The following is a 14,206-nucleotide window of genomic DNA, read 5'->3' on the forward strand; positions in this document are numbered from 1 at the left end:
GGCGAGAAAAATCCACCTTTGTGCGGAACGGGGAGGCGGGATGACCCGTCCTTCACCAGAAATCGGGCTCGGCCTGCGACAGCTTTCCACCGATGCGTACAGGCGCGATCTTCACCGCCAGGCCGGTGCGATCGTCGGTTTCCACGGCCAGGCCCGACAGGGTTGCCTCGCCCGTGGCCGGCTCGAAGCGCAGACCCGGCGTCTTCTGGATGAAGCGGCGGATGGGCTCTTCCTTGTCCATGCCGAGCACGCTGTCATAGTCGCCGCACATGCCGGCATCCGACATATAGGCAGTGCCATGGCCGAGGATCTGATGGTCTGATGTCGGCACATGGGTGTGGGTGCCGATCACCAGGCTGGCCCGTCCGTCGGCGAAATGGCCGAGCGCCTGCTTTTCGCTGGTGGCTTCGGCATGCACGTCCACCACCACGGCGTCGGCGCCGAGGCCGAGCGGGCAGGCGGCGAGCTCGCGCTCGAGGGCCGCGAAGGGATCGTCGAGCGCGTCCATATAGACCCGACCCATCACCTGGACGACCAGCAGCCGCATGCCGTTCTTCAGGTCCACCAGCGTGGCACCGCGCCCCGGCGTGCCCTTGGGATAGTTGGCAGGACGGATCAGCCGCGGTGCCCGCTCGATGAAGACGAGAGCTTCGCGCTGATCGAAGGAATGATTACCGAGCGTCACGACATCTGCGCCGGAAGCGACGACCTCGTCGAAGATTGCCTCCGTCAGGCCGAAGCCGCCGGCGGCGTTCTCGCCGTTGATGATGACGGCGTCGAGCTTCCAGGCCTCGCGCAAGCCGGGTAGGCGTTCGATCACGGCGTTGCGGCCGGTGCGGCCGACGATGTCGCCCAGGAACAACAGACGCATATTAGGGCCTGCCCTCAGCTATGGATTGGATTTGACGGGAGCGATTTTGGCCGAGGATGTCCGCACTTGCTTCGCAAGTGCGTGGGAGTTCGAGGACGCAAGCCTTTCGGCTTGCTACGTCTGCCACAGGCTTTGCCTGTGGCAGGAATGACGTGCTCATCGGCCAAAAGCGCCCCGCCGCCGAAGGCGGTGAGGTGAAAAATGGTCGTCTGCAGCGTCGCTTCGCTTGCCAAGACAGAAGTCTTGGCAAGCGCTCGCTCCTCCCATCCAACCATTTTTGACCTCATCAAATTCCAAACCATAGCTGAGGGCAGGCCCTAACGCCCCGTCACTGTGATGATTTCGTTTTCGGTGGCGATGGCATCGAGCGGCACGTCATGGTGCTCGGCCGGGAGGACCGCGACTTCCTGGCAGGCGAACGCGTAGCCGAGGGTGAAGACGGGATGCATCGCCCGCAATTGCGGTATGGTGCGATCGTAGAAACCCGCGCCATAGCCGATGCGGTAGCCACGCCGGTCGAAGGCGACGGGTGGCACCAGAAGCACCTGGGGATGCACTTCCTCCGCCTCGGGCGAGGGCTCGGGGATGTTGTGGCGTCCCACCACCAGCGGATCGCCCGGTGCCCAGGCACGGAAGGTGAGGGGGTGCCCATATTTCGGTGTGGTCGGCAAGGCCAGCTTGCGGCCCGTATGGTGCAGGCGCTCGGCGATTTCGCCGGGATGAATCTCGTCGCGAAAGGCCTGGTATAGACCGACGATACCGCTGGTGTATTTCAGGCGGCTGAAGGCGTGATGGGCGGCTCTCGCCGTCGCTGACTGGCGCTGATGACCGCGGATCTCTGCACGTGCCGCCATTGCCTTGTGGCGCAACTGGGTCTTGTGATCGGTAGAGGCCATTACACGTTTGGAAAGAGGAGGGAGCGGGCCACCTCGGCCGTTGGACGTTTCGATCCCGGGTGCCTACTGATGTAGGTGGGCGCCGTAATGTCCGAGCCCTCGAGCAAGAACAGTGACAGCTCCCTTGGGAGTCGTATGGCCCCGGGGATACAGTTGTCCTGACGAACCAGGCAGCACCGCATTGAGATAATAAGGGCGAGACGGTGCGAGCGCCAGAGGGCGATGAAAATATTGCTGGAAGCGCTGGCTTCCTGAGATGCCCGCGCTCCCGGAAAATTCAGATGCCCTATACGCCTGTCTTCGACAGAGAATCGATCAGCTTCTCGACCCGGACGGCGGCATCGGTCAGGGCCTGGGTCACCCGCATCTGGGTCTGCTGCTCGCGCTGCAGCGCATTGTCGCGGGTCTGGCGCAATTCGTCGAGATCATGCTGCAATCCGGCCGCCCGCCGCTGCATCTCAGCCAGCTCGTCCGCGACCATGATGCCGGCCATCACGGCGAGACGCATATCCCCGATTTCGCCGAATGACGAACGCAGGGCATCGATCTTGGCATCGAGCTGGCGGCCGAGGCCGAGGAGATGCTCTTCCTGGCCCTCGTCGCACGCCATGCGATAGGCGCGGCCCGCAATGGTGACGGATACATGCGCCATGCTAGCTGTCCTGCGGCTCAAGCACGTGACGGATGGAATCCATCGCCTGGTCGAGGCGTCGCGATACGTCGCGATTGGCGGTTTCCATCGCCGTGAAGCGTGCATAGCTCGCATCGAGTTCCAAGGCGAGGCGATTGCGATCTTCCGAGAGGGCCTGCACTTCGATGCGATGTCCGCCGATGGTCCGGTCGAGTTCCGCGCGATGCTCGGCGGCCTCTTCGAGCTGAACCAGGGCCATATTCAATCGTTGCAAGGCTGCATCCACAGACAAGGGCTTACTCACTCTTTCCCTATAGCGGCATTTCGTCGAATCATGACAGGGCCGCTCCGCGTTTTTGCTTAAATATCAAAGTATCGCGGTTTCGCCCAAGGGCCAAGTGAAAGCCGCCAGCCTTCCCCTGGTGATACGACCGGCTTTCGATCACCCCACCGCCGGTTGCGTGAATTTCAGGCACAAGCCCGGGGATCATTGACAGTCGGGGATGAGGTGCTAAGAACCCACCGCCCTTTTTTGCCAAATTCCGGCTGAAATCATCAGGAAACACTCCATGGCACTCACCGAAATGCAGAACCGCCTAGCCAATGCCATTCGTGGCTTGGCGATCGATGGGGTTGAGGCAGCCAAATCCGGTCATCCCGGCATGCCGATGGGCATGGCTGATGTCGCCACCGTGCTGTTCACGCGTTTCCTGAAGTTCGATGCCGCCAATCCCCATTGGGCCGACCGCGACCGCTTCATCCTGTCGGCGGGCCATGGCTCTATGCTACTTTATTCGCTGCTCTATCTGACCGGCGTCCCGGGCATGACGGTCGAGGAACTCAAGCATTTCCGCCAACTCGGCCACAAGACCCCCGGCCATCCTGAGAATTTCCACACCGTCGGCATTGAAACCACCACCGGTCCGCTCGGGCAGGGCATCGCGACCGCCGTCGGCTTTGCCTTCGCGGAGAAGATGCTCGCTGCCCAGTTCGGCAAGAAGGTTGTCGATCACTATACCTATGTCATCGCCTCCGACGGCGACCTGATGGAGGGCGTCAGCCAGGAAGCGATCGCTCTTGCTGGTCACTACAAGCTCAACAAGATGATCGTGATGTGGGATCACAATGGCATCTCCATCGACGGCCCGCTGACCCTTTCGGACTCGGTTGACCAGATCAAGCGCTTCCAGTCCGCTGGCTGGCGCGCGGTGAATGTCGACGGCCATGACCAGGATGCCATCGCCGCCGCCATCGAGGCTGCGCAGAAGTCGAGCAAGCCGACGCTGATCGCCTGCAAGACCACGATCGGCTTCGGTTCGCCCCATCGTGCCGGCACCTCCAAGGCCCATGGCGAGCCGCTCGGGCCGGAAGAAGCCAAGCTCTCCAAGGAGAATCTCGGCATCACCGGCGCGCCCTTCGAGGTGCCCGCCGACGTGCTCAAGGCCTGGCGCGAGGCGGGTTCTCGCGGCGTTGGTGCCCGCCAGGCCTGGGAAGAGCGTTTCGCCACTTTGTCCGAGCGCAAGCAGGCCGAGTTCACGCGCCGCATGGATCATGTGCGTCCCGCCAAGCTCGGCAAGGCCATCCTCGCCCACAAGAAGGCGCTCGCCGCCAATCCTACCGCGATGGCGACCCGCAAATCCTCCGAGGCTGCCCTCAACGTCATTGTCGAGGTCATGCCGGAACTGGTGCTGGGCTCGGCCGACCTGACGCCCTCCAACAACACCAAGGCCAAGGGCCTGGTGGAGATCACCCCGAAGGACTTCAAGGGCCGCTACATCCATTGGGGCATTCGCGAGCATGGCATGGCTGCCGCGATGAACGGCATCTATCTGCATGGCGGCTTCGTTCCGGCCGGCGGCACCTTCTTCGTCTTCACCGACTATGCCCGCCCCGCCATCCGCCTTGCGGCGCTGATGGGAACCGCTCCTGTTTATGTCATGACCCATGACTCGATCGGCCTCGGCGAGGACGGTCCGACCCACCAGCCGGTCGAGCATCTGGCGGCTTGCCGCGCGATGCCGAACATGCGCGTGTTCCGTCCCTGCGACGCGATCGAGACGGCGGAATGCTGGCAGCTCGCGCTGGAGCGCACCAACGGGCCGACCATTTTGGCGCTGACCCGCCAGAATCTGCCGCTGCTGCGAGAAGCCACCTCGGCCAATCTGTGCGCCCAGGGCGGCTATGAACTGGCCGGCACCGGCGGCGAGAAGGCCGCGGTGACGCTGTTCGCTTCGGGTTCCGAGGTCGAGATCGCCATGAATGCCCGCGCCATCCTCAACCAGCGCGGCGTGCCGACCCGTGTGGTCTCGGTGCCTTCGCTGGAACTGCTCATCGGGCAGTCGCAAGAGGTCAAGGCCAAGATCATCGGCGACGCTCCGGTGAAGGTCGCGGTGGAAGCCGCCGTCCGCTTCGGCTGGGATGCGGTGATCGGTGCTGATGGCGGCTTCGTCGGCATGACCGGCTTCGGCGCCTCCGGCCCGATCAAGGACCTCTACAACCATTTTGGCATCACGGCGGAAGCCGTGGCCGAAACCGCCTTGCGCCGCCACAATGGCTGAGCATGAGCTGTAAACGAGCTGGGCGCACGCAAGTGTGCTTTGCTCTAACTCTTTGTTTTGACGCATTTTCTTAATCGAAAAGCCTGTCGGCTTTTCTGTAAAATGCTCTAGCTGAAGGCAGAGAAAGGAAATATCGGATGACAGTTCGTGTCGCCATCAACGGCTTTGGCCGCATCGGCCGCAACATCCTGCGCGCAATCGTCGAGGGCAAGCGCAAGGATATCGAGGTCGTGGCCATCAACGATCTCGGGCCGGTGGAGACCAACGCCCATCTGCTGCGCTACGATTCGATCCACGGCATCTTCCCCGCCGAGGTGAAGGTCGAGGGCGACTCCATCGTCGTGCAGGGCAAGAAGATCAAGGTCACCGCCATCAAGGATCCGGCCCAGCTCCCCCACAAGGAGCTGAACATCGACATCGCGATGGAGTGCACCGGCATCTTCACCGCGCGTGACAAGGCGGCCGCCCACCTCAAGGCCGGCGCCAAGCGCGTGATCGTCTCGGCCCCCAGCGATGGCGCCGATCTCACCGTGGTTTATGGCGTCAATCACCAGGACCTGACCAAGGACCACCTGGTCATTTCCAACGCCTCCTGCACCACCAACTGCCTGACGCCGGTGGCCAAGGTGCTGCATGATGCCTTCGGCATCGAGCGCGGCTTCATGACCACGATCCACTCCTACACCAACGACCAGCCCTCGCTGGACCAGATGCACAAGGATCTCTACCGCGCCCGCGCGGCGGCGTTGTCGATGATCCCGACCTCGACCGGCGCCGCCAAGGCCGTCGGCCTGGTGATGCCTGAGTTGAAGGGCCGACTCGACGGCACCTCCATCCGCGTACCCACGCCCAACGTCTCGGTGGTCGATCTCAAGTTCAACACCAAGAAGAAGACCAGCGTCGAGAAGATCAACGAGGCTATCATCAAGGCTTCCAAGCGCGGCCCGCTCAAGGGCGTTCTGGCCTATACCGACGAGCCGCTGGTGAGCCGCGACTTCAACCACAACCCGGCTTCCTCGATCTTCGCGCTCGACCAGACCAAGGTCATCGACGAGAAGTTCGTGCGTATCCTGACCTGGTACGACAATGAGTGGGGCTTCTCGAACCGCATGGCCGACACGGCGGTGCATTTCGCCAGCCTGATCTGAGCGCCTTTTTCAGTGAAGTGAGCAAGGTGCCGCGGGTAACTGCGGCGCCTTTTCTTTTGTGTAGCCTCCACATCCGAGTTTGCCGGCGCCAGGCATCGTTTGCTTGTCCCGGGACGGGTGGCTGTGATTGAGTGGCGCCGCAATGGGCGGCGCGAAGGGGAGTGAAGCCATATGGCTCGGCGAGGCGTCTGGTTGGTCGTTCTGATCTTCGCCGTTTTGAGCCCCATGGCGGCTCGGGCCAGTTCCGATGGCGACTGTAAGCCGAGTTGGAAGATCGCGGGCACGGGATCGAACACCTGCAGCAATCTCGCCGTGCTGCAACCCGGCAACGACACGCGTGCCAATCTGCTGCTCCTGCTCGCCGGCCAAGACGATGCGCAGCCCGCACCGGTCCGGCCGGATGAGGAGGAGGCAAGCAAGGTGCTGGCTGAGCCGAGCGATTGGGCCACCTTCCGTAGCGCGCTCTACCCACCACCCTCGACGGGCGGCAACGGGCTCTATGCCGCGGGCGAGGGCTCGCGCTGCCGCAGCAACGATGCGGGTACAGCCGATTTCGTGACGGCTCTCAGGGCAGAGCAGGGCGTCACATCCGCTGAAAGGGATGAGTTGATCGCCGCCCGGCAGGGCCTGCGGCCCGATTGCAGCGGAGCCGGGGCGGGACGAGAGGCCGTTTCCGCGGCCGCCGAGCATGCCCAGTCGCCCCTGGCCAAGGACTTTGCTGCCTATCTGTCGGGAGCGGCAGCCTTCTATGCCGGTGATTTCGACGCGGCCGCCCGGCATTTTGCTGCCCTGAGCCGTTCGACCCAGCCCTGGCTGCGGGAGAGCGGACGCTATCTTCTGGGGCGCGTGGAGGTGAACCATCTGCAGGCCGGCGCCTTTGACGAATATGGCAATCTGAGGGAAGTCCCACAGCGCGATACCGGCAAGGCGACCGAGGCGGAAACGGGCCTCCAGGACTATCTGACGGCCTATCCGAACGGGCGCTACGCCACCTCCGCGCGTGGCCTGTTGCGCCGGGTCTATTGGATGAGCGGCGCCAATGCCAAGTTGCTCGCCGAATATGAGCGCCTCGTGGAGCAGAAGGCGAGCGAGCGCGGCATTTCCGATGCCGATCTCGCTCAAGAACTGGATAGCAAGCTGTTGCCCCTTTTGGGGGCGGAACAGGTGCGCTCGCCCGTGTTGCTAGCAACCCTTGACCTGGTTCGCATGCGCAAGGGCGGCTCTCTCAGTGGTGAAGCGTGCTGCAGCAAGGCCCTGACCTTGGAAGAACTGAACGGGCAACGCGAAGTCTTCGCAGGCAAGACGGACCTGTTCGACTATCTCGTCGCTTCCTATCAGTTCCATGTCGCTCGCCAGCCGCGTGTCGTTCTGGGCTTGCTGCCGGATCGGGCACAACGGAAAAGCTATGGCAATCTCGAATTCAGCCGGCAGGTGCTGCGCGGGCTGGCGCTGGATTCGGTGAAGGACCGTAACGCCCGCAGCTTTTGGCTCGATCTCATCCAGGGGGCAAGCCCCGTGAGCCAGCGTTTGGTCATCGAACTCGCTTTGGCCCTGCATGACGAGCGGGCAGGGACGCCTGAACACATCTTCGAGCCGGCCTCGCCGGTCCGCAATGAGACCATCCGGCAAACCTTGCTGCGATACAGCGCCGGCCCCCAATTGCTGCGCCGCCAGGCAGGCGATGCCGCCGCCTCACCGGCCGAGCGGGCGACAGCCCTCTACACGCTGCTTTATCGCGATCTCACCCGCGGGGCCTACAAGGCCTTTCCGGGGGATGTGGCGTTGGTGCCTGCCGATGCCAAGGTCGAGACGGATCCCGGTGATGCGAGGGGCGACGATCCACCGTCCTCGGATTTGTTCGTCAAACCGCAAACGGCGTCGGATTTCACTTGCCCCGATCTCAAGAGCAGCGTTGCCACGCTGTCCGCCAATCAGCGCGACATCACCGGACGACTGTGCCTGGGGGAGTTCATTCGCCTCAACGATCTCGATCGCGCCTTCCTGGATACGCCGCCGGCCAAGGATGAACTCGGCGGCAAGGGGGTGCAGTTTCCGGGCAGGAAATTTTCGCGGCTCGACACATATCGCACCGTCATCGGCGCGGCGGGCGCGACATCGGATCAGAAAGCCTATGCCCTCTATCGCGCCGTCTGGTGTTTCGCGCCGACGGGCAAGAATGGCTGTGATGACAGCGAGGTTCCCGCTGCACAGCGAAAGGCCTGGTTCAAGGCGTTGAAACGCGATTATCCGCAATCACGCTGGGCCCAGTCCCTGGAGTATTACTGGTAGAGATGCTGCGGCCAGTCTGTGCCCTCGCGATTTTCCTGGCGGCTGCCGGTGCCGCCGCGACGGCCGCGCCCGTTGACATCAACCGCCATCACAGTTTCTGGCTGTGGGCGGGGGTAAAGACGCAGCCCGAACTCGCACGGGCTCGCGAACTCTATCTCCTCGGCTCGGAGGTCGGCGCCCGGGAACCGGTTCGCCTCCTGTCGCGACGAAGCGCCGTTCCCCGCCTTCCCGATACGCCGCTGTGGCTGGTGGTGCGCGTCGAGACCCTGGCATGGCCGCCGCAGATCTACGATCAGGTTCTCGCTCAGCTCGGGCGCTGGCAAGCGGCAGGCAATCGTGTCATCGGCCTGCAGATCGATTTCGATGCCCGTACGCGCCATCTGGAGAGCTACGCCTCCTTCCTCTCGGGCCTGCGCCGCCAACTGCCGGCGGAATACAGGCTCGGCATTACCGGTCTGATGGATTGGAGCAGCAATGGCGATCCCAGGGGGCTCGAAGCGCTTGGCGGCGTCGTGGACGAAGTGATCATCCAGACCTATCAGAGCCGCATCACCATCCCCGGCTATGCCGCCTACCTTTCGCGTCTGGGCCGGCTGCAGATGCCTTTCCGCATCGGCCTCGTGCAGGCCGGCGACTGGCAGGAGCCGCCTGGCCTCACCGCCAATCCCTGGTTTCGCGGCTATGTCGTGTTCCTGCAGAATCCGAGGCAGCGCTGACTTAGGATTCGTCCGTCAACGAACGAATCCAATTGGCTCGACCTTGTCATTGCCGGCTTGACCCGGCAATCCAGTACCTCCTTCCGGACGTCGAAGAAGAGCCCCTGGATGCCCGGGTCAAGCATCGGCATGACAAAGGTGGCGCTTCAGTTATTTCCGGACAATGCCTTAGTGATGATTTGGAGACGGTCGGGGCTGCAGATGAGGTGGCCGTCTTGGCATGCTTCACGCGCGGTATTCTCTCTCGATCAATGCTCTGCCGAGCCGCGAGCCTTCGCCTCCTTCGCAAGGCGTCCGAGCTGGGCGGTCTGTGATGCATTGCGGTGATCGCTCCGGTAGCCGGCCGGAAAGAGGCGGACGCCGCTTTCGTGCTGCACCAGATCTCGACCGCGGCGGCGGCCATTTCCTGCACGACGAGCGATGCGAACAGCTCTTCCTGGCTGGCAAACAGGTCAAATGCCTTGGCCTCGGATAGGCCGGCGCGCGTGGCGATCTCCTTCCATGCTCACGGCGTCATAGGGCTTGGTGAAGAACTTCCTGCGAGCGATGCGCAGCATCTGTCGGGCGCAGGCGATCATGTCGTCGTTGCCCTTCACGGGCATGAACGGGGAGGATAGGTCCGAGTTGAGATCGCAACTGTCTCCGACGGAAACGGCGCCTCGGATGATCCGGGGCTCCGTTTTGCGCATGATTGTCAGCGGCAATGGCCCGCATGTTTATTGCGGATCGAGGATGCGCCAGTCGAAGCTGCCTGCCCAGTCGGCGAAATTGTGCCAGTTCATCTCGGGGAAATCCTTGTGCAGGCCGGCGACATCGACGTCGTAGCCGACCCGATCGAACCACTCGAACATGATGGCGGCATCCTCGCTCTGCTGGCGGATCGCGGCGGTCGGCACTTCCTGGTAACGGATCGGACGGTTGGTTGCCCGCGAGAGAATTCTCACCAGCTCCTCGCCGGAGAGCTCGTCCCCTGCATAGTCGAGGCGTTTGCCGAAGACCTTTTCGCGACGCTCCACCAGAGCGGCATTGAACGCGCCGATGTCTGCCAGCGCCACCTGTTGCAAGGCGCGCTTGGCCGGGACAGCGAGGGCGTACACACCCTGGCGCAGGCTGTCGATCGACCAGGGGGCCACGCTGTTTTCCATGAAGAAGACCGGCGCGCTGATCGTATAGGGCACGCCGAGCCCAGCAATATGCTGTTCGACCAGATATTTGCTGTCGAAATGCGGAATGCCGGTAGCCTTGTCGGCGTCGGCGACGGATGAGTAGATCAAGTGCCCGATACCGGCTGCCTTGGCCGCGTCGGCGGCGGCGATGCCCTGGCGGGTTTCTCCGTCAGTCCCGCCAGCCAGCATGGTTCCCATCAAGAACATCGTGTCGACGTCGCTGGCTGCCTTGACGATAGAGGCCGAGTCGTCGAGGTCACCAGGCACAATCTGTGCGCCCGCCGCTGCCAGGGCCTGCGCACCGGCACTGTCGGGTCTGCGGCTCAATGCCTTGACGTGATGCCCCCTGGAAAGCAGGTCGCGGGCGACTGCACCTCCCTGCTGACCCGTGGCACCGGTAACCAATACAGTCCGTTTGGTGGCCATTTCACCGCTCCTTGCTTGTGATGAAGCAAATTTAGCGCTGCCACATCGAACCATAATGGGCTATTATTGGAAAACATCGTTCCAAATTTGGATATAATGCTCGATCTCAACGACATTCTGGTTTTTGCCCGGGTGGTCGAGGCCGGCAGTTTCACCGGAGCCGCACGGCTGCTCCGTGCGCCCAAGACCACAGTGAGTCGCCGCATTGCTGCGCTCGAACAGGCCGTCGGTGCGCGCCTGCTGCAGCGCACGACGCGGAGCCTCGCCATGACGGAGGCCGGACGCCTCTATTACGAACGCAGCAGCGTGGCGCTGAGGCTGATCGAAGAGGCAAATCTGCGCCTTGCGGAAGCAAGAACGGAACCTTCGGGTACGATCCGCATTTCCGCGCCTGCCGGATTTGCCGACCATCTGCTCAACAGTGCCGTGTTCGATTTCCTTGCCGCCTATCCCAAGACCAAGGCTGAATTGATCCTGACCGATGACCGGCTCAATCTGATCGAGCATGGCATCGATCTGGCCTTCCGGACCGGTATCCTCCCGGATTCCACTTTGATCGCGCGCAAGCTTGGCGCCACGCATAGAATCTTGTGTGCCGGCCCGAATTATCTCACGCAGTTCGGAACGCCGCAGGCCACAGCGGATCTCGCCCGGCATGCCTGCGTGATCGTCGGCCCATCGGTGGACGGCGCGCCATGGGTACTGGAGGGGCCAGGGGGCCAGGAAACGGTGACGGTTTCAGGCCGTTTCGCCGTCAACGACATGCATTCGGCGCTATCGGCGGCGATTGCCGGCTATGGCATTGCCCAATTGCCCTACCAGTTCGCAGAGTCTGCCCTGCAAGACGGGAGGCTGCGGCGTATTCTCGAAGATCATACCATGTCAGCCGGTGGCCTCTATGTCGTCTATCCCAGCAGCCGGCATCTATCGCCGCTGATCAAGGCTTTCATCGAGCTGGCAGTGCGAAAGCTCGATACGCAATTGTTCCGATGAGCGCTGAAGACGACCGCGCGCCGAGCAATCTTTTGACGCAATTTAGGTCCTTCCGTCGTCTTGAGCGCTTTATCGATCCGGCAGCTTGCTCTATTGCTCGCCGGTGATTTTGCGTGGCGGGCGCGGTATGCTAGGCACCTTGCCGAAAACAGATGGACAGGACAGGCATGAGCGCTTTTCGCACCCTCGACGACGTCAATGTGGAAAACAAGCGCGTTCTGGTACGCGTCGACCTGAACGTCCCGATGGAGAATGGCGTCGTCGGTGATGCCACCCGCATCGAGCGTGTGATCCCCACCATCCTGGAGCTGGCGCGCGCCAGGGCAAAGGTCATCCTGCTCGCCCATTTCGGCCGGCCCAAGGGCGTGGATCCCAAGGAAAGCCTGAAGCCTGTCGCCGCCAAGCTCGCCGAGATCGCCAAGCGTCCCGTCGCCTTTGCCGAGGATTGCATCGGCGAGGTTGCGGCCAAGGCGGTCGCCGCCCTGCAGCCGGGCGACATTCTCTGCCTGGAGAACACGCGTTTCCATCCCGGCGAAGAGAAGAACGATCCTGACTTCGTCAAGGCGCTGGCCGCCAATGGCGACATCTGGGTGAACGACGCCTTCTCGGCCGCCCATCGCGCCCATGCCTCGACCGAAGGCCTCGGCCACCTCCTGCCGGCCTATGCCGGACGCACCATGCAGGCCGAGATCGAGGCGCTGTCGCGCGCGCTCGAGCAGCCCAAGCGCCCTGTCGTCGCCGTGGTCGGCGGTGCCAAGGTCTCGACCAAGCTCGAGTTGCTCGGCAATCTCGTCAGCAAGGTCGACGCGCTGATCATCGGTGGCGGCATGGCCAACACCTTCCTGCACGCCCAGGGCGTCGGCGTCGGCAAATCGCTGGCCGAGCGCGACCTCGCCGATACCGCCCGCGCCATCCTCGCCAAGGCGGAGAAGGTCAACTGCGCCATCATCCTGCCGGTGGATGCCATCGTGGCCTATCATTTCGCTGCCGACGCGCCGAACCACGCCTATGGCCTCGATTCGATCCCGCATGACGGCATGATCCTCGATGTCGGGCCGCAATCGGTGGAGCGCATCAAGGGTGCCATCGACGAGGCGGAGACGCTGGTGTGGAACGGCCCGCTGGGCGCTTTCGAGCTGCACCCCTTCGACCACGGCACGGTGGCGGCGGCCAAGCATGTCGCCGCGCGCACCAAGGCTGGCAAGCTGCTTTCGGTCGCCGGCGGCGGCGACACGGTGGCGGCGCTCAACCATGCCAAGGTCGCCGAACAGTTCTCCTATGTCTCCACCGCCGGCGGCGCCTTCCTCGAATGGTTGGAAGGCAAGCCGTTGCCGGGCGTGGAGATCCTGCGCGCCTGACGCGTCCGGCCAATCGCTCGCGCCTCGTCAAATTTCGGAGACTTCTCATGGCACGCATCACCCTTCGCCAGTTGCTCGACCACGCCGCCGAGCATGGCTATGGCGTCCCCGCCTTCAACATCAACAATATGGAGCAGGTGATCGCCATCATGGAGGCGGCCAAGGCCACCGGCTCGCCGGTGATCATGCAGGCCTCTCGCGGTGCGCGCCAATATGCCAACGACATCATGCTGACCAAGATGATGGATGCGGCAGTCGAGATCTATCCGGACCTTCCGGTCTGCGTGCACCAGGACCATGGCAACAACGAAGCGACCTGCCTTACCGCCATCCAGGCCGGCTTCACCTCGGTGATGATGGACGGCTCGCTCAAGGAGGACGGCAAGACGCCGGCCGACTATGGCTATAATGCCGGCATCACGCGCCGCGTCGTCGACATGGCCCATTGGGTCGGCGCCTCGGTGGAAGGAGAACTCGGCGTGCTCGGCAGCCTCGAAAGCGGCACGGGCGAGGCCGAGGACGGCCACGGCGCCGAAGGCGAGCTCTCGCATGACCAGCTCCTCACCAATCCCGACGAGGCGGTGAAGTTCGTCAAGGACACCAAGGTCGATGCGCTCGCCATCGCCATGGGCACCTCGCATGGCGCCTATAAATTCTCCCGCAAGCCCGATGGCGCCATCCTGGCGATGAACGTCATCAAGGAAATCAACCAGCGCATGCCCGACATGCATCTGGTCATGCATGGTTCTTCCTCGGTGCCGCAGGAGCTCCAGGACATCATCAACAAATATGGCGGCGAGATGCCGCAGACCTGGGGCGTGCCGGTGGAGGAGATCCAGCTCGGCATCAAATACGGCGTGCGCAAGGTCAATATCGATACCGATTGCCGCATGGCCATCACCGGCCAGATCCGCCGTATCTTTGCCGAAAATCCGGGCGAATTTGATCCGCGCAAATATCTCAAGCCGGCCCAGGATGCGATGATCAAGCTGTGCAAGCAGCGCTATGAGGAGTTCGGCACCGCGGGCCAGGCTGCCAAGATCAAGGTCATTCCGCACCACGAGATGGCCAAGAGCTACAAGGCCGGCAAATTCGAGCCGAAATTCGCTTGAGCGGTTCCGGAAAACCGCCTCGCGCCTCTCGGCTTGAGCGGG

The 14,206-nt window shown here is 63.0% G+C and carries 13 protein-coding genes and 1 other RNA gene; 7 read left to right on the top strand and 7 right to left on the bottom strand.

The annotated features are described in order from the left end of the window. Window positions 1-52: 52 nt before the first annotated feature. From ACZYTC_RS28085 to ACZYTC_RS28105, 5 genes are all read right to left on the bottom strand, one after another. Window positions 53-871, bottom strand: a complete 819-nt coding sequence (locus ACZYTC_RS28085; protein WP_488991066.1) for a TIGR00282 family metallophosphoesterase — start codon at window positions 869-871, stop codon at window positions 53-55. Between the two features lie 317 nt (window positions 872-1,188). Next, the gene (locus tag ACZYTC_RS28090) at window positions 1,189-1,767 is read right to left on the bottom strand and encodes a 5-formyltetrahydrofolate cyclo-ligase (RefSeq protein ID WP_434955160.1); all 579 of its coding nucleotides are present in this window, start codon (window positions 1,765-1,767) and stop codon (window positions 1,189-1,191) included. Window positions 1,768-1,789: 22 nt separating this feature from the next. Further along, a non-coding RNA gene (ssrS, locus tag ACZYTC_RS28095) (6S RNA) lies at window positions 1,790-1,947 on the bottom strand. 106 nt (window positions 1,948-2,053) lie between these two features. Then, complete coding sequence (locus tag ACZYTC_RS28100) at window positions 2,054-2,419, bottom strand: cell division protein ZapA (protein ID WP_434955161.1); 366 nt, start codon at window positions 2,417-2,419, stop codon at window positions 2,054-2,056. A gap of 1 nt (window position 2,420) precedes the next feature. Continuing rightward, the gene (locus ACZYTC_RS28105; RefSeq protein ID WP_434955162.1) at window positions 2,421-2,702 is read right to left on the bottom strand and encodes a DUF4164 domain-containing protein; all 282 of its coding nucleotides are present in this window, start codon (window positions 2,700-2,702) and stop codon (window positions 2,421-2,423) included. Window positions 2,703-2,967: 265 nt separating this feature from the next. On the opposite strand from ACZYTC_RS28105, the gene tkt reads away from it, so the two are divergent. The 4 genes from tkt to ACZYTC_RS28125 all read left to right on the top strand — a co-directional run bounded on the left by tkt (window position 2,968) and on the right by ACZYTC_RS28125 (window position 9,109). Continuing rightward, window positions 2,968-4,956, top strand: coding sequence for a transketolase (gene tkt / locus ACZYTC_RS28110; RefSeq protein ID WP_434955163.1), 1,989 nt, complete (start codon window positions 2,968-2,970; stop codon window positions 4,954-4,956). 137 nt (window positions 4,957-5,093) lie between these two features. Next, window positions 5,094-6,104: a type I glyceraldehyde-3-phosphate dehydrogenase gene (gene gap, locus ACZYTC_RS28115; protein WP_434955164.1), complete on the top strand. Its 1,011-nt coding sequence runs from the start codon at window positions 5,094-5,096 to the stop codon at window positions 6,102-6,104. 171 nt (window positions 6,105-6,275) lie between these two features. Beyond that, window positions 6,276-8,393, top strand: a complete 2,118-nt coding sequence (locus ACZYTC_RS28120; RefSeq protein WP_488991067.1) for a tetratricopeptide repeat protein — start codon at window positions 6,276-6,278, stop codon at window positions 8,391-8,393. 2 nt (window positions 8,394-8,395) lie between these two features. Further along, the gene (locus ACZYTC_RS28125; RefSeq protein WP_441771260.1) at window positions 8,396-9,109 is read left to right on the top strand and encodes a DUF3142 domain-containing protein; all 714 of its coding nucleotides are present in this window, start codon (window positions 8,396-8,398) and stop codon (window positions 9,107-9,109) included. Window positions 9,110-9,561: 452 nt separating this feature from the next. Here the strand turns inward: ACZYTC_RS28125 and ACZYTC_RS28130 are convergent, their stop codons facing one another. Together ACZYTC_RS28130 and ACZYTC_RS28135 are read right to left on the bottom strand one after the other, a co-directional pair. Beyond that, window positions 9,562-9,798, bottom strand: a complete 237-nt coding sequence (locus tag ACZYTC_RS28130; RefSeq protein ID WP_488991068.1) for a hypothetical protein — start codon at window positions 9,796-9,798, stop codon at window positions 9,562-9,564. Between the two features lie 27 nt (window positions 9,799-9,825). Beyond that, on the bottom strand, window positions 9,826-10,701 hold the full coding sequence (locus ACZYTC_RS28135) for an NmrA/HSCARG family protein (protein ID WP_488991069.1): 876 nt from the start codon (window positions 10,699-10,701) through the stop codon (window positions 9,826-9,828). A 96-nt stretch (window positions 10,702-10,797) separates the two neighbouring features. Between ACZYTC_RS28135 and ACZYTC_RS28140 the strand changes: the two genes are divergently transcribed. The 3 genes from ACZYTC_RS28140 (at window position 10,798) to fba (ending at window position 14,164) form a co-directional block, all read left to right on the top strand. Beyond that, window positions 10,798-11,694 (top strand): LysR family transcriptional regulator, encoded by an 897-nt coding sequence (locus ACZYTC_RS28140; RefSeq protein WP_488991070.1) that lies wholly within the window; start codon window positions 10,798-10,800, stop codon window positions 11,692-11,694. Window positions 11,695-11,861: 167 nt separating this feature from the next. Then, a complete protein-coding gene (locus ACZYTC_RS28145) occupies window positions 11,862-13,052 on the top strand; it encodes a phosphoglycerate kinase (RefSeq protein ID WP_434955170.1) in 1,191 nt (396 codons plus the stop codon). Window positions 13,053-13,099: 47 nt separating this feature from the next. Then, window positions 13,100-14,164 carry a class II fructose-bisphosphate aldolase gene (fba, locus tag ACZYTC_RS28150; protein WP_488991071.1) on the top strand — a complete coding sequence of 355 codons (1,065 nt, stop codon included), beginning with the start codon at window positions 13,100-13,102 and terminating at the stop codon, window positions 14,162-14,164. Window positions 14,165-14,206 lie beyond the last annotated feature (42 nt).

The sequence above is a fragment of the Labrys sp. F242 genome, assembly GCF_057813875.1.

Excerpts from the sequence above, each read along its gene's own strand:
- ACZYTC_RS28085 (WP_488991066.1), bottom strand. The coding sequence starts at position 871 with ATGCGTCTGTTGTTCCTGGGCGACATCGTCGGCCGCACCGGCCGCAAC.
- ACZYTC_RS28090 (WP_434955160.1), bottom strand. The coding sequence starts at position 1,767 with ATGGCCTCTACCGATCACAAGACCCAGTTGCGCCACAAGGCAATGGCG.
- ACZYTC_RS28100 (WP_434955161.1), bottom strand. The coding sequence starts at position 2,419 with ATGGCGCATGTATCCGTCACCATTGCGGGCCGCGCCTATCGCATGGCG.
- tkt (WP_434955163.1), top strand. The coding sequence starts at position 2,968 with ATGGCACTCACCGAAATGCAGAACCGCCTAGCCAATGCCATTCGTGGC.
- gap (WP_434955164.1), top strand. The coding sequence starts at position 5,094 with ATGACAGTTCGTGTCGCCATCAACGGCTTTGGCCGCATCGGCCGCAAC.
- ACZYTC_RS28120 (WP_488991067.1), top strand. The coding sequence starts at position 6,276 with ATGGCTCGGCGAGGCGTCTGGTTGGTCGTTCTGATCTTCGCCGTTTTG.
- ACZYTC_RS28125 (WP_441771260.1), top strand. The coding sequence starts at position 8,396 with ATGCTGCGGCCAGTCTGTGCCCTCGCGATTTTCCTGGCGGCTGCCGGT.
- ACZYTC_RS28130 (WP_488991068.1), bottom strand. The coding sequence starts at position 9,798 with ATGCGCAAAACGGAGCCCCGGATCATCCGAGGCGCCGTTTCCGTCGGA.
- ACZYTC_RS28135 (WP_488991069.1), bottom strand. The coding sequence starts at position 10,701 with ATGGCCACCAAACGGACTGTATTGGTTACCGGTGCCACGGGTCAGCAG.
- ACZYTC_RS28140 (WP_488991070.1), top strand. The coding sequence starts at position 10,798 with ATGCTCGATCTCAACGACATTCTGGTTTTTGCCCGGGTGGTCGAGGCC.
- ACZYTC_RS28145 (WP_434955170.1), top strand. The coding sequence starts at position 11,862 with ATGAGCGCTTTTCGCACCCTCGACGACGTCAATGTGGAAAACAAGCGC.
- fba (WP_488991071.1), top strand. The coding sequence starts at position 13,100 with ATGGCACGCATCACCCTTCGCCAGTTGCTCGACCACGCCGCCGAGCAT.